The sequence below is a fragment of the Pandoraea sp. PE-S2R-1 genome (genome assembly GCF_002179865.1).
Lineage (GTDB): Bacteria > Pseudomonadota > Gammaproteobacteria > Burkholderiales > Burkholderiaceae > Pandoraea.
The window spans coordinates 892,510-916,260 of record NZ_NGUR01000015.1 but is presented as its reverse complement, the minus strand read 5'-3'; the positions used below and the strand labels follow the sequence as shown (position 1 = coordinate 916,260).

Annotated in this window: 17 protein-coding genes; 16 read left to right on the top strand and 1 reads right to left on the bottom strand. The window is 63.5% G+C overall.

The features are described from left to right. Positions 1-53 precede the first annotated feature (53 nt). From gatA to CDV44_RS21560, 14 genes are all read left to right on the top strand, one after another. Complete coding sequence (gene gatA, locus CDV44_RS21625; protein WP_087690390.1) at positions 54-1,544, top strand: Asp-tRNA(Asn)/Glu-tRNA(Gln) amidotransferase subunit GatA; 1,491 nt, start codon at positions 54-56, stop codon at positions 1,542-1,544. Positions 1,545-1,546: 2 nt separating this feature from the next. Beyond that, positions 1,547-2,047, top strand: a complete 501-nt coding sequence (locus CDV44_RS21620; RefSeq protein ID WP_087690388.1) for a hypothetical protein — start codon at positions 1,547-1,549, stop codon at positions 2,045-2,047. Positions 2,048-2,164: 117 nt separating this feature from the next. After that, positions 2,165-3,637 (top strand): Asp-tRNA(Asn)/Glu-tRNA(Gln) amidotransferase subunit GatB, encoded by a 1,473-nt coding sequence (gatB, locus tag CDV44_RS21615; RefSeq protein WP_087690386.1) that lies wholly within the window; start codon positions 2,165-2,167, stop codon positions 3,635-3,637. 222 nt (positions 3,638-3,859) lie between these two features. After that, the gene (locus CDV44_RS21610; RefSeq protein ID WP_058376798.1) at positions 3,860-4,666 is read left to right on the top strand and encodes a polyphosphate kinase 2 family protein; all 807 of its coding nucleotides are present in this window, start codon (positions 3,860-3,862) and stop codon (positions 4,664-4,666) included. A gap of 212 nt (positions 4,667-4,878) precedes the next feature. Then, positions 4,879-6,282 carry an efflux RND transporter periplasmic adaptor subunit gene (locus CDV44_RS21605; RefSeq protein ID WP_087690384.1) on the top strand — a complete coding sequence of 468 codons (1,404 nt, stop codon included), beginning with the start codon at positions 4,879-4,881 and terminating at the stop codon, positions 6,280-6,282. Continuing rightward, positions 6,279-9,452, top strand: a complete 3,174-nt coding sequence (locus CDV44_RS21600) for an efflux RND transporter permease subunit (protein ID WP_087690382.1) — start codon at positions 6,279-6,281, stop codon at positions 9,450-9,452. Before CDV44_RS21605 ends, CDV44_RS21600 begins: the two co-directional genes overlap by 4 nt. A 525-nt stretch (positions 9,453-9,977) precedes the next feature. Continuing rightward, positions 9,978-10,616 carry a type II secretion system protein gene (locus CDV44_RS21595; RefSeq protein WP_170936062.1) on the top strand — a complete coding sequence of 213 codons (639 nt, stop codon included), beginning with the start codon at positions 9,978-9,980 and terminating at the stop codon, positions 10,614-10,616. Between the two features lie 40 nt (positions 10,617-10,656). Continuing rightward, positions 10,657-11,172: a toxin co-regulated pilus biosynthesis Q family protein gene (locus tag CDV44_RS21590; protein ID WP_087721780.1), complete on the top strand. Its 516-nt coding sequence runs from the start codon at positions 10,657-10,659 to the stop codon at positions 11,170-11,172. A 50-nt stretch (positions 11,173-11,222) separates the two neighbouring features. After that, the gene (locus CDV44_RS21585) at positions 11,223-12,983 is read left to right on the top strand and encodes a secretin N-terminal domain-containing protein (protein WP_141118781.1); all 1,761 of its coding nucleotides are present in this window, start codon (positions 11,223-11,225) and stop codon (positions 12,981-12,983) included. A gap of 1 nt (position 12,984) precedes the next feature. Continuing rightward, positions 12,985-14,274: a type 4b pilus protein PilO2 gene (pilO2, locus tag CDV44_RS21580; protein WP_087690375.1), complete on the top strand. Its 1,290-nt coding sequence runs from the start codon at positions 12,985-12,987 to the stop codon at positions 14,272-14,274. Beyond that, positions 14,264-14,716, top strand: a complete 453-nt coding sequence (locus CDV44_RS21575; protein WP_140413282.1) for a hypothetical protein — start codon at positions 14,264-14,266, stop codon at positions 14,714-14,716. The genes pilO2 and CDV44_RS21575 overlap by 11 nt, the downstream gene beginning before the upstream one ends. Further along, on the top strand, positions 14,700-16,424 hold the full coding sequence (locus CDV44_RS21570) for a GspE/PulE family protein (RefSeq protein WP_087690371.1): 1,725 nt from the start codon (positions 14,700-14,702) through the stop codon (positions 16,422-16,424). The genes CDV44_RS21575 and CDV44_RS21570 overlap by 17 nt, the downstream gene beginning before the upstream one ends. Before the next feature lie 36 nt (positions 16,425-16,460). Further along, a complete protein-coding gene (locus tag CDV44_RS21565) occupies positions 16,461-17,573 on the top strand; it encodes a type II secretion system F family protein (RefSeq protein ID WP_140413281.1) in 1,113 nt (370 codons plus the stop codon). Beyond that, positions 17,573-18,466 (top strand): A24 family peptidase, encoded by an 894-nt coding sequence (locus tag CDV44_RS21560; protein WP_249277646.1) that lies wholly within the window; start codon positions 17,573-17,575, stop codon positions 18,464-18,466. The genes CDV44_RS21565 and CDV44_RS21560 overlap by 1 nt, the downstream gene beginning before the upstream one ends. Here CDV44_RS21560 and CDV44_RS21555 read toward each other — a convergent pair. Further along, complete coding sequence (locus CDV44_RS21555; protein WP_087690368.1) at positions 18,437-20,116, bottom strand: GMC family oxidoreductase; 1,680 nt, start codon at positions 20,114-20,116, stop codon at positions 18,437-18,439. The two genes, CDV44_RS21560 and CDV44_RS21555, sit on opposite strands and share 30 nt — an antisense overlap. A 312-nt stretch (positions 20,117-20,428) precedes the next feature. Here CDV44_RS21555 and CDV44_RS21550 point away from each other — a divergent pair, with 312 nt between their 5' ends. Beyond that, positions 20,429-22,093, top strand: coding sequence for an isovaleryl-CoA dehydrogenase (locus tag CDV44_RS21550; RefSeq protein ID WP_087690366.1), 1,665 nt, complete (start codon positions 20,429-20,431; stop codon positions 22,091-22,093). A 190-nt stretch (positions 22,094-22,283) separates the two neighbouring features. Beyond that, positions 22,284-23,672: a coniferyl aldehyde dehydrogenase gene (locus CDV44_RS21545; protein WP_371328800.1), complete on the top strand. Its 1,389-nt coding sequence runs from the start codon at positions 22,284-22,286 to the stop codon at positions 23,670-23,672. The last annotated feature ends 79 nt before the right edge of the window (positions 23,673-23,751 follow it).

Sequence of the window (23,751 nt, the reverse complement as noted above, 5' to 3'; positions counted from 1 at the left end):
GTTATCCACCCATCGTGCCCCGTCACTCCCTCATGTGCTCTATTGCCGCCACCATGGAACAAGATCTGATTCATTTGCAGGACCTGCGCGCTGCGCTCGACGCCAAGCGCGTATCGAGCGTCGAGCTCACGCAACACTATCTGTCGCGCATCGCCGATGCGGACGACCTCAACGCCTTCGTGCAGGTCGATGCCGAGGCCAGCCTCGCGCAGGCCCGTGCCGCCGATGCGCGCATCGCCGCCGGCGAGGGTGCCAACCGTCCGCTGCTGGGCATTCCCGTGGCGCACAAGGACGTGTTCGTCACGCGCGGCTGGCGCAGCACCGCCGGCTCGCGCATGCTCGAAAACTACGTCAGCCCGTATGACGCTGCCGTGGTCGAGCGTCTGCTCGATGCCGGCATGGTCACGCTCGGCAAGACCAATATGGACGAGTTCGCGATGGGCTCGTCGAACGAAAACTCGTACTTCGGCCCGGTGAAAAACCCGTGGGACAAGCGCGCCGTTCCCGGTGGCTCGTCGGGTGGCTCGGCCGCCGCCGTGGCGGCGCGTCTCGCCCCCGTGGCCACGGGCACGGACACCGGCGGCTCGATTCGCCAACCGGCCGCGTTCTGCGGTGTGACCGGCATCAAGCCGACGTATGGCCGCGTGTCGCGTTACGGCATGATCGCCTTCGCGTCGTCGCTCGATCAGGGCGGCCCGTTCGGCCATAGCGCCGCAGACTGCGCGTGGATGCTCAACGGCATGGCCGGTTTCGACGCGCGTGATTCCACCAGTCTGGAGCGCGCCGACGAGGACTTCGCCCGCGGTCTGGGCAAGCCGCTCGACGGCGCCACCGCCGACAAGCCGCTCGCCGGTCTGCGTATCGGTCTGCCGGCTGAGTACTTCGGTGAAGGGCTCGACGCCGACGTGCGCGAAGCCATCGACAACGCGCTGGTCGAATTCGAGAAGCTCGGTGCCGTACGCGTGCCGGTGACGTTGCCGAAGACCGAGCTGTCGATTCCCGTTTATTACGTACTCGCCCCGGCGGAAGCCTCGTCGAACCTGTCGCGTTTCGACGGTGTGCGTTTCGGCCATCGCGCGGCCGAGTACGGCGATCTGCTCGACATGTACAAGAAGTCGCGTGCCGAAGGCTTCGGCACCGAAGTGAAGCGCCGCATTCTGGTGGGCGCGTATGTGCTCTCGCATGGCTACTACGACGCGTACTACCTGCAAGCGCAGAAGATTCGCCGCCTGATCGCGCAGGACTTCCAGAACGCGTTTGCCCAGTGCGACGTGATCATGGGCCCGGTGGCGCCGTCGGTCGCGTGGAACCTCGGTGAGAAGAGCGCCGACCCGGTGCAGATGTATCTGGCCGATATCTACACGCTGTCGGTGAGTCTGGCCGGTCTGCCGGGCATGAGCCTGCCGGTGGGACAGGGCCGCGAATCGCGTCCGGTCGGTCTGCAAATGATCGGCAACTACTTCGACGAAGCCCGCCTGCTGCAAGTGGCCGACGCGTTCCAGCGCGCGACCGACTGGCACAAGCGCGCGCCGGCAGGCGTATAACGATGGCCCGCCAGCGCGTTGTGAGCGTCGTGAGCGTCGTGACTTCGCAGGCCCGCCGTTGGGCGGCATTGGCCGGGTTGGCCGCGACCGTGCTCACGCTCGCGTCGTGCAGCCTGCCGTTCAGCCGCCCTACGCCAATTGCGTACCGCGAAATCAATCTGTCGGGCTATTGCTCGCAGACGGATGAAGACGGTTTTCGCGAGCAGGCGACGTTGAAGGTGTCGGCCAATCAGGTGCAGGCCCTCGACTGGCGCTTGTGGGTGGGCCAGCGCGGCAGTTGCCACTTCAATCTGGCGGACTTCCACCAGACGCAGTCGCGCCCGAGTATCGAGTTGCGCGCCAACAGCGGCAGTTGCAAGCTGCTGATCTGGCAAGACCCGGGCAACGTGACGATTGGCCACGCGAACTGCGAGGCGTATTGCACGGCGGGCGTCTACGAGAATGCGTGGCCGGTGAGTTTCGATCCGCATTCGGGCGTTTGCGCGGCGGACACGCGTCGGTAATTTGACGAACAGGCGGGGCGTTACCCGGGGACATCGCGCAGGGCGATACCGGTGACGAACCCGCAGCAAGGGCAGGGCGAGCGCGCCGTGCCGACAAGTTGAGACAGGGTGAACCTTATGCAATGGGAAGTCGTTATTGGTCTGGAGACGCACGCACAGCTCTCCACCGCTTCCAAGATTTTCTCGGGCGCATCGACGCAGTTCGGCGCGGCCCCCAACACGCAGGCGTGTCCGGTGGACCTGGCGCTGCCGGGCGTGCTGCCCGTGCTCAATCGCGGCGCCGTCGAGCGTGCGATCGAGTTCGGTCTCGCCATCGGGTCGACCATCGCGTCGCGCAGCATCTTCGCGCGCAAGAATTACTTCTACCCCGATCTGCCGAAGGGCTACCAGATCAGCCAGTACGAGATTCCGGTGGTGCAGGGCGGTTCGCTGAAGATTCAGGTCGAAGCCGACGCTCGCACGGGGCGTGAAGCCTACGAGAAAGTGGTGACGCTCACGCGTGCTCACCTGGAGGAAGACGCCGGCAAGTCGCTGCACGAAGACTTTGCGGGTATGACGGGCATCGATCTGAACCGCGCCGGTACGCCGTTGCTGGAGATCGTGACCGAGCCGGAAATGCGCAGCGCGGCGGAAGCCGTGGCGTATGCCAAGGCGCTGCACGGTCTGGTGGTGTGGCTGGGTATTTGCGACGGCAACATGCAGGAAGGCTCGTTCCGCTGCGACGCCAACGTATCGGTGCGCCCGGTCGGTCAGAAGGAATTCGGCACGCGCGCCGAGATCAAGAACCTGAACTCGTTCCGGTTCCTCGAAGAGGCGATTCAGTACGAAGTGCGCCGTCAGATCGAACTGATTGAAGACGGCGGCAAAGTCGTGCAGGAAACGCGTCTGTATGACCCGGACAAGAAGGAAACGCGTTCGATGCGCAGCAAGGAAGACGCGCACGACTATCGCTACTTCCCGGACCCGGACCTGATGCCGCTCGTGATCGATGCCGAATGGATCGAACGTGTGCGCGCCGGGCTGCCTGAGCTGCCGGCCGGCATGCAAGTGCGCTTTGTCGAGCAATACGGCCTATCGGATTACGACGCCGCCGTGCTTACGCAGTCGAAGGCGCAGGCGGGTTACTTCGAAGCCGTGGTGGCCAAGGCCGGTGCGGCCAGCGCCAAGCCGGCCGCGAACTGGATCATGGGCGAGCTGTCGTCGCTGCTCAACCGCGAAGACATCGGTATCGATGCCAGCCCGGTCTCGGCCGCGCAGTTGGCCGGTCTGCTGGCCCGTATCGCCGACAACACGATCTCGAACAAGATCGCCAAGGAAGTCTTCCAACTGATGTGGGAAGAGCGCGCCACCGACGACGGTGCAGCCGATCGCCTCATCGAAGCGAAGGGCCTGAAGCAGATCACCGACACCGGCGCGATCGAGAAGATCATCGACGAAGTGCTGGCCGCCAACGCCAAGTCGGTGGAGGAATTCCGGGCCGGTAAGGAAAAGGCGTTCAACGCCCTGGTCGGTCAGGCGATGAAGGCCACCAAGGGCAAGGCCAACCCGGCGCAAGTCAACGAGTTGCTCAAGAAGAAGCTGGGCGCCTGAATGAGTGCCTGAATGAGCGTCTGAATTTCAGCGCATCACGCGAAAAGCGCGGCAGCCGGTACGGTGCCGCGCTTTTGCGTTGACGGTCCAACTCCCGCACGCCCTTGCCTTATCTGCCCGCGTGATTCGCTTATATCGGGCTTTTTTTCTCCCCTCCGCAAATTGCGCGATACTGCCACTCTGGCGCCCCAAGGGCGTGCGCTTGTCACGAAGGAGTTGGCGATGTTCGAGAAATACCGCGTACCGTTTGGCAAGAAGCTCGACCTGTCGGACTACGATCCGGCCGACAAACCGTTCTCGGGCGATAGCAAGGACGACGACAAGGAGCGGTTGGCGGAACTCGCCGCCAAGCTCGACGAGTTGCAGACCATCCTGCATGCCAACAGCAAGCACCGGGTGCTGCTCGTGCTGCAAGGCATGGACACCAGCGGCAAGGACGGCACCATTCGCGCCGTGTTCCAGAACGTGGACCCGCTGGGCATTCGCGTGGCCAACTTCAAGTCACCCACGCCCATTGAGCTGGCGCGCGACTTTTTGTGGCGCGTGCACATGGTGGTGCCCGCCGCGGGCGAGCTGGCCATCTTCAATCGCAGCCACTACGAAGACGTGCTGATCACGCGCGTGCACGACTGGATCGATGCCGACGAGTGCAAGCGCCGCTACACCCACATCAACAATTTCGAACAACTGCTGGTCGATAACAACACGACCATCATCAAGTGCTTCCTGCATATCTCGAACGAGGAGCAGCGCAAGCGCTTGCAGGAGCGTATCGACGACCCGAACAAGCACTGGAAATTCGAGCTGGGCGACCTCAAGGAGCGCAGCTTCTGGCCGCAATACACCAAGGCGTACGAAGCGGCTTTATCGGCGACCTCGACGGAAAATGCGCCGTGGTATATCGTGCCTTCCGACTCGAAACGCCACCGTAACCTGATGGTGGCAGAGTTGCTGGTGCAAGCACTGACTGACCTCAAGTTGTCCTATCCACCGGCAAGACCCGAATTGACGGGCATGAAGGTGGAATGAAACCTTGCAGGGTCGGGGTCGAATAGCGAAACAAGTGGTGTTGAGGTGACGTGAGCGGCCGTGGGAAACCATGGCCGTTTTAATAGAAGAAACCGGCGCAGCCGGACGGGCGGGGGCCTGTCGTGCTGAATGGGCGTATCGAACCTGTCAAATAGATCGAATAGATCGAACAGGTCGAACGGATCGCGCCGCATGGGGAAACGGGGAAGAAGATGAGTGACGAGAACGCCCGCCGGCCATTGCCGGTGGCGGGGGACAAGGCTGCCGCCCATCAACCGCAGGCCGGCCACGGTGCGGCCACGGCAAGCGAAACGGCTTCGGGCGGCAAATCGGGTAACACATCGGGTAACAAGCGCCCCCGCCGTTGGGTGATCGCCGTCCTGGCGGTCGTGGTGGTGGCAGGGGCCGGGGCTTGGCTGCGCTCGCGCGGCGCCGAGAAGCCGGTCAAGGCGGCGCTCGCCCCGTCGGTGACGGCGGCCACGGTCGACGTACGTGACGTGCCCGTGCGGCTGGTGGCAAACGGTACGGTCACCGCGCGCCAGACCATCGAAGTGCGCCCGCAGATCTCCAGCATCATCCGTCAGGTGCATATCAAGGAAGGCGACTCCGTCAAGGCCGGGCAACTGCTGTTCTCGCTCGACGCCCGCATGGACGAGGCCAACCTCAAGAAGGTGCAGGCACAACTCACCAAGGATGAAGCCGATCTCGCCAACGCACGCCGCACGCTGGCACGCACGAAGCAGTTGATCGCCGAGCACTTCGTCTCGCAAAGCGCGCTCGACACGGCGCAGAGTGGCGTAGACAGCCTCACCGCGCAGGTCGCGGCCGACCGTGCAGCCATCTCGGCCAGTCAGGTCGCGGTCGACTACAACCAGATTCGCGCAGGGATCGACGGCCGCACGGGGGCCATCAACGTGCACCCGGGCAGTCTCGTGACGCCGGGCGGCGCGGCGCTCGTGACCATTACCCAACTCGATCCGATCGACATCAGCTTCACGCTGCCGGAAGGCGCACTGGCCGAATTGCAGGCGGCGCGCGCCGGTGGCCCGGTGGCGGTGACCGCCACGCTGGGCACGACGGGGATGACGGCGACCGGCCAACTCAGCTTCATCGACAACGCGGTGGACTCGCAGACCGGCACGATTCGCCTGAAGGCGGCGTACGACAACCGCGATGCGAAGTTGTGGCCGGGGATGTATCTGAACATCGCCGTGATCGGCCGCATTCTGAAGCAGGCCAGCGTGGTGCCGCCGCAAGCGGTGCAGACCGGCCCGGACGGCAAGTTCGTCTATGTGATCGGTGCCGACGGGAAGGTGAGCGCAAAGCCGGTGAAGGTCGGCTACGTGGAAGCGAAGCTCGCGGTCGTCGAAGGCGTGCCCGCAGGCGCACGCGTGGTGCAGGAGGGCGCGGAGAACCTGCGGCCCGGTAACAAGGTGACGGTGGTCGCATCGCGCGAAGGTGGCGACGCGACGCCGCAGACGACGCCGACGAAGGACGCGACGAAGGCCGCCGCTGCCGGTGGCGAAGCCGCGAGCGCCAGAGCGAACACGGCAGCAACCGCCACGTCGGCCGAAGTGCGTACCGCTGACGCCACCTCGCCGAAGAGCACGCCATGAACCTCTCCGAACTATGTATCCGCCGGCCGGTGATGACGATTCTGCTGTGTGTGGCAGCGGTCGTCGCCGGGTTGATCGCTTACGGACAGATTCCGATCTCGGCCTTGCCGAGCTACAACTCGCCGGTGATTCAGGTCACCGCGACGCTGCCCGGGGCGAGTCCGGAGACGATGGCGGCGTCCGTTGCGGCGCCGATGGAAAAACAGTTCTCGACGATTGCGGGCGTCGCGGTCATCAGTTCGACCAATACGCAGGGCACGACCTCGATCATCATCGAGTTCGATAGCGACCGCGATATCGACGCCGCCGCCGTCGACGTGCAGGCCGCGCTCTTCCGTGCGCAGCGCAAGCTGCCGGTAGAGATGACCACACCGCCGTCGTATCGCAAGGTGAACCCGGCCGATGCGCCGATTCTCTTCCTCGCGATGAATTCGCCGTCGATGTCGCTGGCCGAACTCGACGATTACGCCGAAAACCTCGTCTCGCCAACGCTCTCCACGCTGCCCGGCGTCGCGCAGGTGCTGATCTTCGGGCAGAAGCGCTTTGCCGTGCGTGTGAAGGCGCGTCCCGATGCGCTCGCCGCCCGCAAGCTCACGCTTGACGATGTGGCCCGCGCGCTGGCCTCGGCCAACGCCAACAGCCCCGTGGGGACGCTCGACGGCAGCCGCCAGACGCTGACCATCGAAGCCAACCGCCAGATGACCAAGGCCGACCAGTTCGCGAACCTGATCATTGCGAGCGTGAACGGCAGCCCGGTCTATCTGCGCGACGTGGCCGAAGTGCAAGACAGCGTCGAATCGGTCAAGACCGGCAGTTGGGTCAATGGCGAGCGCTCGATCGTGCTGGCCGTGCTGCGCCAGCCCAATGCGAACACGGTGGCCACGGTCGATCAGGTCAAGGCCGCGCTGCCGCGTCTGGCCGAGCAGATGCCGCAGTCGATTCAGGTCAAGTTGCTCAACGACCGTTCGGTGTCGATTCGCGAATCCATCGACGACGTGCAGTTCACGCTGGGGCTCACGGTGATTCTGGTCACGCTCGTGATCTTCCTGTTCCTGCGCCGGCTGGCGGCGACGATGATTCCGGTGATGTCGCTGCCGGTGTCGCTGATCGGCACCGTCGCGCTCATGAAGGGCATGGGGTATTCCATCGACAACATCTCGCTGCTGGGCATCACGCTGGCGGTGGGGCTGGTGGTGGACGACGCCATCGTGATGCTCGAGAACATCGTGCGTCACATCGAGAACGGCGTGCCGCCGCTGCGCGCGGCACTCGTCGGTTCGCGCGAGATGGGCTTCACGATTCTCTCGATCTCGATTTCGCTGGTGGCCGTGTTCATCCCGATCTTCTTCATGCCGGGGGTGATCGGGCTGATGTTCCACGAGTTCGCGGTGGTAGTGTCGCTGGCGATTCTGGTGTCCGCCGCTGTATCGCTCACGCTGATTCCGATGCTGTGCAGCCGCTATCTGAAGCACGAGCAGAGTGAAGGCTTGGGGTTGCGCGCCACGCAATGGTTTGAAGACGGTTTCGTGTGGGTGCAGGACCGCTACGTTCGCAGCGTGGATTGGTGTCTGGCGAATCGCAAGTGGGTGATGGGCGCGGCGGCGGCGACGTTTGTCGCGACCGGGGTGCTGTTCGCCACGATTCCGAAGGGCTTCTTCCCGAGCGAAGACATCGGTCAGATTCAGGTGACGGCCGAAGGTGCGCAGGATATCTCGTTCACGGCCATGTCGACGTTGCTGCGTCAGGCGGGTGACATCATTCGCGCGAATCCCGCTGTGGATACGGCGATCGTGTCGGCCAGCGACAGCAATCAGGGCCGCATGTTCATCAACCTGAAGCCGCACGGCGAGCGCCCGCATATGAGCGAGGTGCTCGAGACGCTACGGCGCGACGTCAAGCAGGTGCCGGGGCTGAACGTGTACTTCAACCCGGTGCAGAACCTGCAACTGGGCGGCAAGCAGAGCAAGAGCCGCTATCAGTACGTGATGCAGAGCGTGAAGCCGGGCGAGATGCAGGTGTGGTCGGACAAGCTGATGAACCTGATGCGTGCCGACCCGATTTTCCGCGACGTGACGACCGACGCGCAGATGAAGGGCCTGCAAGCGCAGCTCACCATCGATCGCGACAAGGCGAACACGCTGGGCGTGGCGATTGGCGACATTCGCAGCGCGTTGTATAGCGCGTTCGGCGAGCGGCAGGTGTCGACGATCTACACGCCGAGCGACAGCTATCAGGTGATTCTGCAAGCGGCGGATAACGACCGTCGCGACGAAGGCGCTTTCGACAAAATCTACGTGCGAGGCAAGGGCGGCGCGCTGGTGCCGCTGTCGGCGGTAGCGACGGTGGAACGCAAGATGGGGCCGGTGTCGGTCAATCACCAAGGGCAGTTGCAGGCGGTCACGCTGTCGTTCAATCTTGCGCCGGGGGCGGCGCTGGGCGATGCGTCGAGGAAGATCGTCGGCTTCCAGCGTCAACTCGGTTTTCCCCCGAGCATCATCACGAGCTGGGGCGGCGATGCGGCGGCGTTCCAGGCGTCGCAGTCGAGTCAGGTGGTGTTGCTGGTGGGCGCGTTGCTGGTGATTTACGTGCTGCTTGGCGTGCTCTACGAGAGCTACATCCATCCGCTCACGATTCTGGCGGGCTTGCCGTCGGCAGCGGTCGGCGCGTTGTTGACGCTGCGGCTCTTCGGCATGGATCTGTCGCTGATTGCGGTGATCGGTATCTTGATGCTCATCGGCATCGTGAAGAAGAACGCCATCATGATGATCGACTTCGCCCTCGATGCGCAGCGAAACGGCGGCATGACGCCCGATCAGGCGATCCGGCAGGCGTGCGCGCTGCGCTTCCGGCCGATCATGATGACCACGCTGGCGGCGCTGATGGGCGCGCTGCCGATCGCGTTGGGCTTGGGGGCGGGCGCGGAATTGCGTCAGCCGCTGGGGTTGGCGGTGGTCGGTGGCTTGTTGTTCTCGCAGGTGATTACGCTGTACATCACGCCGGTGATTTATCTCTATCTCGACCGGTTTGCCGGGAAGGGGCCGCTGGTGCTGCCGGGGGATCGGGCGGCGAACGATGGCGGCGGCGATAGCAGCGATGCCGATACCGGACATGGCGTGGCGCGAGCCGAGCATGCCGAGCATGCCGAGCGTCAGGCGGCGGGCGCGCACTGACGCTCTGAAGTTCGACGGTTAAAGATGGCGGCAGGTGGCGCGACGTTGTCGCGCGATCTGCCGCCATTTTTGTTGACGACGTTGTGAGTTGCATTCGAACGGCATCGGAAATTTCATCAGTAGTGCGAAGACAGGCCATGCAACGTGGCTTGTGAAACCGCTGAATCGGGGCGAAAACGCCTTCCGCCGCGAATACTCGTTCTGCGGTTGGTTCGATTCCTAATGTCGTCGAATTCGACTTGACGACTTTCCCCACGCCTCTCGCTGTCTCGCCTAGATCGGGCGGGAGAACGCGACGATTCAGGTCGCTTCGGCCGAGTGACATCCCCTATCGGAAACCGCATGTGAATGGGCGTTTTCACGCCTGTGCGGATTGTCAATTTGCTAAAGACGCGGTCTGCACCCGACAACGCGGCGAATCGCCTTCAGGCATAAATCGGCCCTGTCGTTGCGAAGGCGAATTCTGCGGCGCTTCGAATCTTTCCCCTCTCAATAACTTCTGATCTCGGACGAGGACTTATGGCTATGCAAGTGAATGCAGGTGCGCTCGCACAATTCAAAACGAAGATGACGCAGCGCCTGAACAAGCGCCGTCAACGCGGCGTGACGCTGGTTGAACTGGCGGTCGCCGTGGCGGTGATGGGGTTGATCATGGCCGGGGCGATGGTAGGGGTGCCGAGACTGATGGCCAGCGTGAAGCTGACGCAGGAGCTCAAGGACTGGCAGATGGCCTCGCTGGCGGTGCAGAACGCGGTAGCGACGGGGCGTCTCGTTGCGACGGGTACGAATCAAGCAGACATTGTCTCTGCCGGTGTGATGGACGGGTTCAACAGAAGCGGCACGGATATATTGAATCGATTCGGTGGCGCTGTAACAGTGGAGGGCGTGGCGGGAGGTAGCGGCACGTTTCCGTCGAGCGGCATACAGGTGACGTCAGCGGGTTATCCGACGGAGCAATGCCGGGAGTTCGCGGCAAAAATGATGCCTACCTTTGCGACGCTCTCGATCAACGGAACGCCCGTTAAAGGGCCCGCCATCACACTTGCCAACTCGATGACATTGGCTAATGCCCGTTGTGCGTTGTCCACCGATAACGCCGATCCCGCCGCCCCTGTCGACACCCCAGCGACCCGAGCCGATCTTGAGTTCACCCTGGCGGGCTGAGCACCGCATTTTCTCAGACAAGAATTGGAGGCAAGAGAGCATGAGCCGTCCCAAGCTTGACTTCGTAGTCTTGTCGGCGCTTTCGGTGTTCGGATCGACGGTCGTGGTGGCGCACGAGGAAGTGCCGTCCACTTCGATCGCAGCGTCGCTCCCGATTCACCGGCCGTTGGTGGCAACCGCCCGTCTCGCGGCGCTGCCGTTACCCGCATTGACAGTCGATGCGCGTGATGCGGTTGCTCGAACTCGCGACACGCCAGTGGATAACGACACGCTCCCAGCCGGCGGGCTTGCGGGTCCTCTCGAGAAATTGCTCGCCATACAACCCTCCGACGGCCGTGTTTCGCAAGCCATCAAGCGTTACGCCGAGGCCAACGGCTGGCAGCTCGCATGGGAAATCGAACGCGACTTCCCGATCGAGTATCCGGCGACGTTCACGGGCGACTTCCTCGGCATCATCGAGCAGGTGGTGCTGTCGCTGCAAAACAGCGACGCACCGATTCGCGTGAAAGTCTACGAGGCCAATCGCGTGCTGCGCGTCGTGCACGCCACGCAATAACGTTGGTCGTGCGTCACACGGCAGCCCACCATAACAAAGACCAGCAACCCATGAGAAAGCGACTCGGCGTATTGTGCGCCATCACGTTACTGGCGGCGTGCGGTACGCCGGGAATGCTCGGCAAGACCGACGCGAACGTCACGCAGGCACAGCAAGCCGTGCGCACGGCAATCGACGCAAAATCCGCTATACCGATTCGCGCCATCGAGCACGTCGACGGCGCGTGGCTCGCCAGACATTCCGTGGCGATCGAAGCCACCGAATCCCTCCCTGATTTCTTCAAACGTAACGTCCGCTTTTCCACCGGAGCACCCCTCGCCATGTCGGTAGTGCTCGGGCAGATCGCGCGCGGCAATGGGCTGACGATTCGCGTCGCGGCGGATGTGTCGTGCGACGACGGCGGCGGTTCGGGGCGAGGCGGCAGCCGTGGTGGCGGTGGCGCGTCAAAACTCTTCCAGATGAATTGCACGGACAGCGGCGAACCTGCCGTGCCGCTGCACTACAACGGCACGTTGTCCGGCCTGCTCGACACCGTCGCGTATCGCTCGGGCACGCACTGGTCGTATCGCAATGGTGTCGTGCAGTTCACTCGCTACGTCACGCGAAGCTTCCAGATCAAGATGATGCCGGGGAGTTCGACGTTCAGTGCATCGGTGGGCAAGAAGTCGGAGATGAAGGCGGATCGGGGCGCTTCGGGCGGGAGCGGTGGCGGTGGTTCGGCCGGTGGCGTCAAACTCGACTTCAATGCCGACGCCAAGGTGACGACGGAGTCCAAACTCGATTACTGGGCCGATCTCGTCAAGACTGTCTCCGACATGCTCTCCGATGGCGGTCGCGTCACGCCGTCGGTGGTCACGAGCTCGCTTGTCGTCACCGACACCGCAGAAGTCATGGAACGCGTGAAGCGATACATCGACGCCGAGAATGCCGTGCTGGGCCGTCAGGTCAAGCTGCGCGTGCAGGTGTACTCCGTCACGCTCGAAGAAAACTCGGCGGCGGGTATCGACTGGAATCTGGTCTATCAATCGGCCGGTGGATTGGTTGCAGGACTAGGCGGCCCGGCGCTCGGCGGCGCGCTGATGGCACGCAAAGGTGGCTTGAGCGTGAGCAAGATTCCTCGCGGCGTGCTGGCCGGGTCCACGGCGTTCATCAAGGCGCTCAGTCAGCAGGGACGTGTTAGCGCCATCATCGATACGACCGTCGTCACGCTGAACAATCAACCCGCGCCAGTCGCCGTGACGCAGAATCAGGGCTTCGTCGCGCAGACCAGCATGACACCCGGCAACTACGGCGGCCAGGCTGTCGTGACCGCAGAGCAGTCCGTGCTGACGACGGGTTTCGTGATGAACTTGCTGCCCACTGTCATGGATAACCGCAGCGTGATGTTGCAGGTGCAGATCGATATGTCCGATCTGAAGAAGCTCGAGAAGATCAATCTACGCACCGGCAAAGAGGCGCCGAGCGGCAGCGACGCCGGGGGCAAGGGCGGCGGCGGTACAAGCGTCAGCGTCGATGGAAAGGATGTGAAGGTGGCCGTCGACGGCGGCAAGGACGAAGACGATAAAGCCCGCCACGACGACGGTTTGGGCACAGGCACGTTCATGCAACTGCCGTTGACGGCATCGATTCAGACGATGCAGCGCGCGTCGCTGAAGTCGGGCGATACGCTGGTGCTCAGCGGCTTCCGGCGCAAGGACGACAGCACCGACCGCGACGGCATCTTTGCTTACGAGGGCGGTACGAAAGAAGCGCGCCAGCGGGTGAACGAGGTCGTCATCGTGATCTCGCCGGAACTGACCGAGGGCGTGTGAGATGACACGCGCACTCTCCAATCATCTCGTCGTCGGCGCGCAGTGGGAGACGCTCATCGGTTTGCAGAAGGAGCCGACGGAGATTCGCGGCCTCGCCCGAAGCCGTGATGCGTCGCACTTCGCTGTGGCCGATGATGGCTCCGGCACCCGCACCGTGGGGCTCATGTCACTGCCCGTGGCGTCAAAAGACGAGGCAGTCCCCGATCGCTATGCGCTTGCGGCCGTGCTAGGGCAGATGGTCGACGGCGCGAATGTCGCTTTCGTCCATGCCGATCCGGATGACCCTTCGGCCGCCCTGTTCGTTACGCTGCGAGACCGCCGCCCCGACATCGATACCGTGCTGCCGCTTGCGCATCTGAAGGCGCGTCTCGCGGGATGGACGGCGGAAGTCGAAGGGCCGGTGAAGATTGCCGGAATGGAATTGGCCGATTTGCCACCCCCCGACGTTTCACTCTCCCTTGATGCCATCGCCGAGCATGTGCGCCGCGAGCGGCCTGCTGAAGCGCGGCTGCAACTCGTGCGCAAGCCGCTGCCCGCGAGAGAACTGACCATCGCTGCCGTGGCGCTGCTGATCGTCGCGGGACTTGGCGGCGCGGGCTGGCTGGGCTGGTCTTGGTACGACGATCTGCAACAACAACAACGGGCCGCCGCGAATCGGGTCGATCCGGTCGATGCGTACAAGCGTTCGCTCGCACGGGCCATTGCCGCCGAGCCGTTTGCCTTCGGTGCAGATTACGCACAGCGTGTGCAGTCGGTGGTGCAGGCACTCCCGGCGAGTGCTGGCGGATGGCGTCCGGCGAGCATCGAGTGCAATGCAGCACGTTGCAGCATCGACTGGCGGCGAAAGGAAGGCGGCACGTTCGATTTGCTGCTTTCACAGCGGCCCGACGCGATGATCGTCGATCTGGACCACGCGAAAGAGGTCGTGGCGATCACCGACGACGGGCAGGACGTAGATGCCGCCGCCGACGCCCGCGTCACGCCGATTCCCCGCAATCAGTTTCTCCGCACGGCCGGCGCGCGCTTGCAGGCGCTGGGCGACTACGGCATGGATATCTCGCTCACGATGGCCGAACCGCTGGTGAAGCCACCGCCAACGGCGGCGGCCGGGAAAGACGTGCCGCCATCCATTGCCAAGGGCGAATGGCAGATGGCCGGTCATCTCGCATTTCTCGATTCGGTCGCCGGTCTGATGATGCGCGCGGGCAACATGTCGCTGCGTGACGTGAAGATCGACATCAGCGACGGCAAGCCCGTCTTCACCGCTCAAGGCACCTACTATGTCCACTAGATCACGTCATCTCGTACGGCTCGCGGTGGCATTTGCTGCCGTATTGTCCACGCCTGCGCATGCCGAAGAGAATATCGATGCGTTTGCGCGCGCCCACCTCAAGGCATCGCAAGATGCACAGGAGGATAAGGCGGCTGGCAATGGACAATCGCCGGACGGCATTGCCCCCGATGTAGCAAGCAAGCCCGCCCGGGTGGACTCGCCGCCCGAGTTGCTGTTCATACAGGGGGTGGAAAACACTACCGTTGCGTACCTGCGCGTCGACGGCCGCTTCGGCCACACGGTGAAGCGCGGTGATCACGTCGGCGACTGGCAGGTAGTGAGCATCGGTGACGATTTCGTCGACGTGAAACGGCATGGCAAGCCCGCGCGTTTGCTGCTGCCTGATGCCTTAGCTGTCCAGCACGCTGCACAAGGGCGGCACGATGGCGACAATCGGTGAACGTCTTCGCGTCGCGTGGGCGCGAGCGAACGGACGTAGCGGCACGCGCCCCGTCGCCCGCCCCGTCGCCGATCTACGCTCCGAGGATATCCAGACGTTCGGCTGGCGTCAGGATCTCGGCCTGACGCTTGCCGGCGCGGAGCAAGGCTCGCTCGTGCTGGTGGCGATGAAGCCACGACTGTTTCTGGTGCTGATCGAGCACACGACCTTTGTGCGCATGCAGGGCTCCGATTTGCTCGAACGCTTCGATCAGGCGGTGCGCGCCACGCATCGCCTCGATCTCGAAGGCATCTATGTCGGCACCACCGAAGAAATTCTGCTCATGCAGTCGCAGTTGCAGCAGCAAGACGATGACGATGGCCGATCCGACGAGCAACGCACCGGGGCCTATCGCAACTTCGATCTACTCATCGAGAAGGCGGTCGAAGCCGGTACGTCAGACATCCACTTCGAATTTCGCGACGGGCAACACGTGAAGGTGCGCATGCGCATTCACGGCAAGCTGCGCGTGACCGGCGACAGCGACCGGCTCTCGCGCGACTATCACGCGATGCTTGACGCGGTGTCCGCCGCGTACAACTCCCGGGCCGATCCGAGCAGCCGCAGTCACAACCACTTCGATGAAGATCAGCATCAAAGCTGTTCGATTCCGCTCTCCATTCGCCAGCGCAAATATCAATTGCGATTCCAGAGCGTGAAGGAGAATCGCGGCGTGGATGTGGTGCTGCGTTTGCTCCTTAATGAAGCGGTGGAAGGCGATGTGCTCTCGCTCTCGCAACTCGGCTATTCCGATGATCAAGTCGAAGTGCTCGAAGACGCTTTGCATCGCAGCCCGGGTCTCACGATTATTGCAGGGGAAACCGGGTCGGGGAAGTCCACGACGCTTCGCACGTTGATGATGTACGAGCGCGACTCGGGCAAGAAATTTTTCTCCATCGAAGACCCGGTTGAGTACATCCAGCCGCACATGACGCAGATTCCGATTCAGCGGCGGGCCGAAGATGGTGCGGGAGAATCCGCGTTCGGCGCGGCGGCCAAGGTGTTGTTGCGGGGGGACCCGGACAAGCTCATGCCTGGCGAGATCCGCGATTCGGAGACAGGCTCGTTCGCGAAGTCGATGACCGAGACCGGCCACCAAGTGCTTTCCACCGTGCACGCGTCGAGCGCATTCGGCATCATCCCGCGCCTCGTCAGTGATGAGATCGGCATGCCGCTGGCGGCCGTCACGTCACCCAACTTCTTGACGGCGATGGTGTATCAGAAGCTGATCCCCGTGCTGTGCGAGCACTGCAAATTGCCCGCGATCGGCAATCTCGATGCACCCGCACTCGACGTCATTGCGGCGCTCGGTATCGATGTCGCCAATGTCTGCGTCGAGGGGGCCGGCTGCGAGCGGTGCAAGGGGCGAGGTACGGCGGGGCAAACCGTTGTCGCCGAGGTCTGTGAGTTGACCGACGACATGCTCGATCTGCTGCGCGAGTCGCATTTTTGGGAAGCCGAGCGGCAATGGCGCGCGAGTCACAACGGCGATCTCACCAGCCCGGACATGACGGGCAAGACCGCCATCGAGCATGCGATTTACAAGATGTCACAGGGACGCATCGACCCGCGCGACATCGAAGCGTCTTTCTACAAATTGAAGAAGTATCACCTTCCCCAAGCCACCGCGCCGACGGCCACGACGCCGCGACGACTCGCGAGTGTGTGAGTCGTCGCGGCCGCTTTCTTCTCCTGCAATGATGTTTTGACGTCTCACCTCCACGCCATGCTCGACGCCGCCAATCGATTCCTCGCCAAACTCTCTCCCCCGCGTGACGCCTACCCGGGGCTAGCCAAGGCGAAGCGCCAGTTCCACAAGACTCGCGCGAAGTTCTACAGCGACTTTGCCGACGCGATCGAAGACGGTGCGAATCCGTTCGACCTGTTTTCGCGCCGGTGCGCTCGTGCGAAGGAGCGCCGCAACGCAATGGCGCCGCTGTACGCCGTGTGGCGCGACAGGGCCAGCTCGAAGAACTTGCGAAAATCGCTGGAGGGCACGATCCCGGAAGCCGATCTGGTGGTCATTGCTGCGGGGGAAAAAGGTGATCTGCCCGGTACGCTGCGCTTTCTCGCACGCGTCGTGACACTGCAACAACAGACGCGCAGCGCGATCTCCGGGGCGATCACGCTGCCGATCTTCATGTCGGTATTGCTCGCGGCGATTCAACTTGGGGTGGCTTACGGGATGATGCCGATCATGACCGAGATCATGCCGCCGGAGAAGTTTCCGATGATCGGGGCGTGGTTGTACGTGATGTCGGGGTTCGTCGCCAACTGGTGGCCGCTGCTCTACGGTGTGCCGTTGGTGTTGCTGGTCGTGATGTCGTGGTCGCTCAGCCGCTGGACCGGGCCGTTGCGTCGCCGTTTTGATGATTTCGGGCCGTACGCCGTCTATCGCGACGTGCGTTCCGGTGAGTTTCTGGTGGCACTCGCGGCACTGACCAGTGCCAAGACCTCGGTCTTCGATGCGATCTCGTTGCTCCTCTCGGGCGCGTCGCCGTGGATGCGCTCGCATCTGTTGCGCATGCGCGCGTCGCTCAGAAGTGACAGAAGCATGATCAAGGCCATGGACACGGGGCTCTTCAACGAGGAAGTGTTCGATCGTCTCGTCGAATATTCCGGGCGGACCAACTTCGATGTCGGCATTCGCAAGATCGGGTTGATGACCATCGAAGAGACCGCCGATCGCATCAAGGCGCGCGCGGCGGCGGCACGCTCCGTGCTGATGGCATTGGTGGGGTTGACGATCGTGGTGACCGTGGCCGGTATGTTGCAGATCGGTCGTGCGGCAGGTGAGCACGCGCAGTCGATGATGTGATGATGGCGAACCTTCTGGACCTGCTGGTGCATTCGATCAAGGCGCTGCCGCGCGAGAGCTTCGCGGCGATGTTGGGCATTCTCGGCCTGTTCATCGGCAGCTTTCTCAATGTGGTGGTCTGGCGGCTGCCACGCATGCTCGAAGTGCAGTGGGCGCGCGAGGCGGCCCATTGGGCCGGGCACATGCCTCCGGTTACGCCGATCTTCAATCTGGCGTGGCCGCCGTCGCGTTGTCCGCGTTGCGACAATCGCATCCCTGCGTGGCACAACTTGCCCGTGGTGAGTTATCTCTTGTTGCGGGGGCGCTGTGCGCATTGCCACGCCACCATCAGCTTGCGTTATCCCATTGTCGAATTGAGCGCCGGTGTCATGTTCGCGGCCATCGGCTGGACGTTCGCGCCGTTGATGTTGTACGCAACGATGTTTGCGTGGTGCGGTTTCGGCGCGGCGCTGCTTTCGCTTTCACTCATCGATGCGGAAACCCGTCTGTTGCCCGACGTGATCACGTTGCCGCTGTTGTGGATCGGTCTGCTGCTGAGCGTCGCGGGCGTGACGGTGCCGGTAAGTGATGCGGTGCTTGGCGCCGCGCTGGGCTATGTCGCGATGTGGCTCATTGCCGGGGGGCACTTTCTGCTGACCGGCAACGAAGGACTGGGCGGCGGTGACGTGAAGCTTGTCGCCGCCTGTGGGGCGTGGCTCGGATGGATCGGCGTGCCGCTCACGCTGGCGTTCGGCGCCGTGGCGGCAACGCTCGCGTTCGGCATTCTCGGCATACTGCGCGGCCGCACGATGTGCGGGCCGCTGCCGTTCGGCCCGTGGCTCGCCGCCGGGGCCGTAGCGAGCGCACTCTGGGGCGAGCGGTTTCTAGGCCTGTGGTTGTACGCGGGCAGCTAACGTTGCATGTCCGGCATTGGCGGCGCGATCACGGCCGGCGTCCACGCCGCCGACCTGACGCTGCGCTTGCCGCAGAATCATGTCCGCCGCCTTTTCCCCGATCATCATCGACGGTGCGTTGGTATTGCCGCCGATCAACGTCGGCATGATCGATGCGTCGACAACGCGCAGGCCGTCGACACCCCGCACACGGAGTTCGGTATCGACCACCGACGCCGCATCGCCGCCCATGCGGCAAGTGCCGACCGGGTGATAGATGGTGTCGGCACGTTGGCGAATCAGTGCCATGAGTGCTTCGTCCGATTCCACGCCGCGACTGTGCAATTCCCTTCCGCCGAAGCGCGCGAGTGACGGTGCGGCCAGAATCCGGCGGATCACGCGGGCGCCGCGCAGCAAGGTGTCGACGTCTTCCTGTGCTTGCAGAAACGCAGGATCGATCAGTGGTGCATCGCGCATGTCGCCCGTGGCGAGCGTGACGCGGCCACGGCTCTTCGGGCGCAACACGCAGGCATGCAACGACAGACCACGCCGCAGATGAAGACGCCGGTTGTGGTTGTCGCAAATCCCCACGAGGAAGTGCATTTGCAGATCGGGGCGAACGAGACCCGGATCGCTCTTGAGAAAGCCGCCCGCTTCGGCAACGTTGCTCGCAAGCAGGCCGCGCTTGTCGCGCAGATACGCCACGCCCTGCATCAGCAAGTGCCATAGGCCCGGTGGCGTGTAGCCCACCAGATCGCTGTGCGCGACGTATTTGTTGATGATGAAATCGATGTGATCTTGCAGATTCTCGCCGACGTTCGGCGAATCGACCCGCACGGCGATGCCGTGCTCACGCAGTTGCGCTGCCGGGCCGATACCCGAGCCCATCAGTAACTGCGGCGAGTTGAAAGCCCCGGCACTGAGGATCACTTCCGCACGCGCCTTGAGCGTCTCGAGCGCACCGCGACGTTGCAGCGTGACGCCCGTCGCGCGCATGCCGTCGAAGGTGATTCGCTGCACCAGCGCATCGGTGATCACATGGAGATTCGCACGCGTTTTTCCATGCAGATACGCACGTGCGGCATTCCATCGCTCGCCGCCCTTCTGCGTGACCTGATAGATGCCCGCACCTTCGTATTGCGCACCGTTGAAATCGCTGGAAACGGGGAAGCCCGCTTCGCGAGCTGCGTCGACATAGTGCCGCGAGAACGGGTTGACGGTGCGCAAATCCGCCACGTTGAGCGGGCCGCCGCTGCCGTGCCAGTCGTCGGCACCGCGTTCGTTGTTTTCGTTGCGCCGGAAGTACGGCAGCACGTCGTTCCAGCCCCAGCCGGTGCAACCGGCTTGCGCCCAGTCGTTGTAGTCGTCGGGGTGTCCGCGCGTGTAGATCATGGCGTTGATCGAACTCGATCCGCCCAGACCTCGGCCGCGGGGCTGGTAGCCCTGACGCCCGCCGAGACCCGCCTGCGGTGTCGTGCGAAATCCGTAGTTGCGACGTGACCGGAATGGCACCAGCGCCGCGAGCCCTAGCGGCAGCCTGACGAGGAAGCTGTTGTCGGGCGGGCCCGCTTCGATGAGGGCGATCGTGCGCCCGGGTAAGCCGTCGGCCAAGCGTGCGGCGAGCGCGCAGCCCGCCGAGCCGCCACCGACAATGACGTAGTCATAGTCCATGCTGTCATCCTCCCTTGGATGGGCACTGCATTGCCTGCTTTGTATTTATCTTTCTTGTGCACTGCTATTCGCCGCACCGCATGCGTCAGATTGCTGTGACCTGAAGCGGCGGCACTCATTGTAGGCAGACATTTCTCCGATTCGCGCGCGATGTGAAGCATTCCTCTAATTTGTGCGGACGGCAGAGTTCAACCGCTATGATGAAATGATCGACTTGGTGTGACCGTCCGATCGAGCGCAATAACGTCCATCGACACGCATCAACGACCTGCACGGCACGCACACGGCTGGCATTCCCGGAGGGAGACACGGATGACTGAGGCTTGGCAAACCCACGACGTCACCAATCAGGTGCCGCCGCTCGTCGATTACAACCTGTACACCACCGACGCGGCGTTGCAGGCCGCCGTGACGACGTTCAATGCCGGCTGGCATGCGAAGGAACTGCATCGTCAGGGCGCGCGATTGGGCGAGGCGGAAGTGCAGCAGTGGGCCGAGACGGCGAATCGCCACGAGCCCGAGTTGCAGACCTTCGATGCGCGCGGCAACCGCATCGATCACCTGGAATTTCACCCAGCCTGGCACGCGCTGATGGGGCTTTTGCGCGGTGCACAATTGCAGTCGCTGCCGTGGGCGCATCCGCAGGCGGGGGCGATGGCTGCACGCACGGCGTCGTATTTTCTGCATGCACAGAACGAGGCGGGGTCGCTGTGTCCGACAACGATGACGTTTGCCAGTATTCCGGTGCTGTCGAAGGTGCCGTCGCTGTTTCCCACGATCAAGGACAAACTGTTCGCGCCGCAACACGATTCGCGTGATCTGCCGCTCGCGCAGAAGCACACGATGCTCGTCGGCATGGGCATGACCGAGAAGCAGGGCGGGTCGGACGTTCGCACGAACACGACCGTCGCCCGTGCGTTGGGCGGTGATACGTATTCGCTGGTCGGCCACAAGTGGTTCTTTTCTGCACCGCAATGCGATGCACATCTGGTGCTCGCCCGCGCTGACGACAGCGACGCGTTGTCGTGTTTCTTCGTCCCTCGCTACACACCCGACGGCCACAAGAATGCCGTGCAGATTCAGCGCCTGAAAGACAAGCTCGGCAATCGTTCGAACGCGAGCAGCGAGGTCGAATTTCAGGGCGCTTACGGCACGCTCGTGGGCGCGCAGGGACGCGGGATTCCCACGATCATCGAGATGGCGACGTACACGCGACTCGACTGCGTGATCGGCAGTGCGGCGATGATGCGCACGGGTGTCGTACAGGCCATTCATCACGCCCGGCATCGCACGGCGTTCGGCGCCAAGCTGGTCGATCAGGATCTGATGACGACCGTGCTTGCCGATCTTGCGCTGGAGTCGGAAGCCGCGACGTGGCTCGCCATGCGGCTGGCCCAGTCGTTCGACGCGGCCGGGGCGGATGACGATGCCCCGCTCGAGCGCGCATGGCGACGCATTGTGTTGCCTGCCGCGAAGTTCTGGGTGTGCAAGCGCGCGCTCGAACTCGCCGGCGAATGCATGGAGGTGTGGGGCGGCAACGGTTATGTGGAAACCGGGCCGCTCGCGCGGTTGTATCGCGAGGCGCCGGTCAATTCCATCTGGGAAGGTTCGGGCAATGTGATGTGCCTCGATGTGTTGCGCGCCATCGGGCGCGAACCGGAAGTGGCACAGGCATGGTTCGACTGGCTGGGCCAACGCGTGGGCGCACACGCCCCGTTGCGCGCGGCATTGGCGCAACTGCACGGCTGGCTCGCTGCCGACCCGGCAACGCACGCCGTGCGCGCGCGTGCGATTGCGCAGCAGATCGTACTGCTCGCACAGGCCACGTTGTTGCTTGAACATGCGCCGGCCGAGTTGGCGCATGGCTTTGTCGAGAGCCGTCTGGCGAATCATGGCGGTCGCGTCTATGGCGTGATGCCTGAATCACTGGCCGTGGGTGTGCAACGCGCGTGGCTGGACCGAGCGTTCGCGGGTTGAACCTCAATATCCGTAATATCCGCAGCACTCGCCATATTCGCAGGACGTGCAGTACCAAATGACAATAATGACAACGGCGGCCATCGGCAGCCACAGGGAGGACGGCATGGGACATAACCACGAGTTCGGCGGCCTGCACGACGCGCCGCCCGCGCTGCACGCGGCATCCGACGACGATATCGCGCGCGCCATGCTGTTGCCGCGTATCGACGCGATGCGCCGTGCACACGACGCCGCGCCGCAGGTCGACTGGCCGGCACGCAAGGCGCATCTCAAGGCCTTGCAGGCAATGCTGCACCAGTATCGCGAGGCGTTTGCCAAAGCCATCGACGAAGACTTCGGGGGCCGGTCGGCGGAGGAGACCGACATGCTGGAGTTGTTCCCGTCGCACGGCAACCTCAAGCATGCGTTGGCCAACACGCGCCGATGGATGCGCGGCACGCACGGTTGGGCCAACCTCTGGCTGCTGCCTGCGCGCACGGCCATCGTGCCGCAGCCGCTCGGTGTCGTTGGCGTGATCGTGCCGTGGAACTACCCGCTGTTTCTCGCGGTTGGCCCGTTGACCGATGCGCTCGCGGCGGGCAACCGGGTGATGCTCAAGGTCTCGGAAGTGACGCCGCGCTTTGCGGAAGTCTTCGCGAAGGCCGTCGCCGAATTTTTCCCCGTCGAGTGGGTGACCGTCGTCACCGGCGACGCGCAGATGGCCCGCGCGTTCTCCACGATGCCGTTCGATCATTTGTTGTTCACAGGCGCAACGTCGATCGGGCATCACGTCATGCGCGCGGCGAGCGAACACCTCACGCCCGTCACGCTTGAACTGGGCGGCAAATCGCCGGCGATCATCGGGCCGGGGGCGCGCTGGGAGCATGCGGTCGAGCGCATCATGCTGGGCAAACTGGTCAACGCCGGGCAGACCTGCGTCGCGCCGGACTACGTGCTGGTGCCGCGCGAAAAGCTCGATGCGTTCGTCGCGACGGCGCGTCAGGTGGCCGCTCGCTTGTATCCCGATGCAGTGAACAATCCGCAATACACGAGCATCGTCTCGCCGCGCCATTTCGAACGATTGACGGGGCTCGCGGGCGAGGCTGCCGAACTGGGGGCGACGTCGCATGCGCTGTTCGATGCGCCTGCGCAAGCCGAGCGCCGACGCTTGCCGCCGGTGGTCATCACCGGTGTGCACGACGGCATGCGTGTCATGCGCGAGGAGATTTTCGGGCCGCTGTTGCCCGTGGTGCCGTACGACGATCTCGACGCGGCCATCGCCTATGTGAACGAGCGTCCGCGCCCGCTGGCGCTGTATGTGTTCGATACCGACGACACGCGCATCGAGCGGGTGGTGGACGGCACGATTTCGGGCGGTGTGACGATCAACGACACCCTGCTGCACGTGGCGGAGCATGGGCTGCCGTTCGGTGGCGTGGGATCGTCGGGCATGGGGGGCTATCACGGTGAGGCCGGATTCCGCACGTTCTCGAAGGAGAAGCCGATCTTCCGGCAGGCGCGATTCAACGGCGCGGGCCTGCTCAACCCGCCGTATGGCAAGCGATTTGCGATGATGATCAAACAGTTGCTGCGCTGAGTTGGCGCACCGGAATTTGAAAGCACCGCAGGCAAAGAAAAACCCCGCTGGGAAGACCCGAGCGGGGTTTTTCTTTACG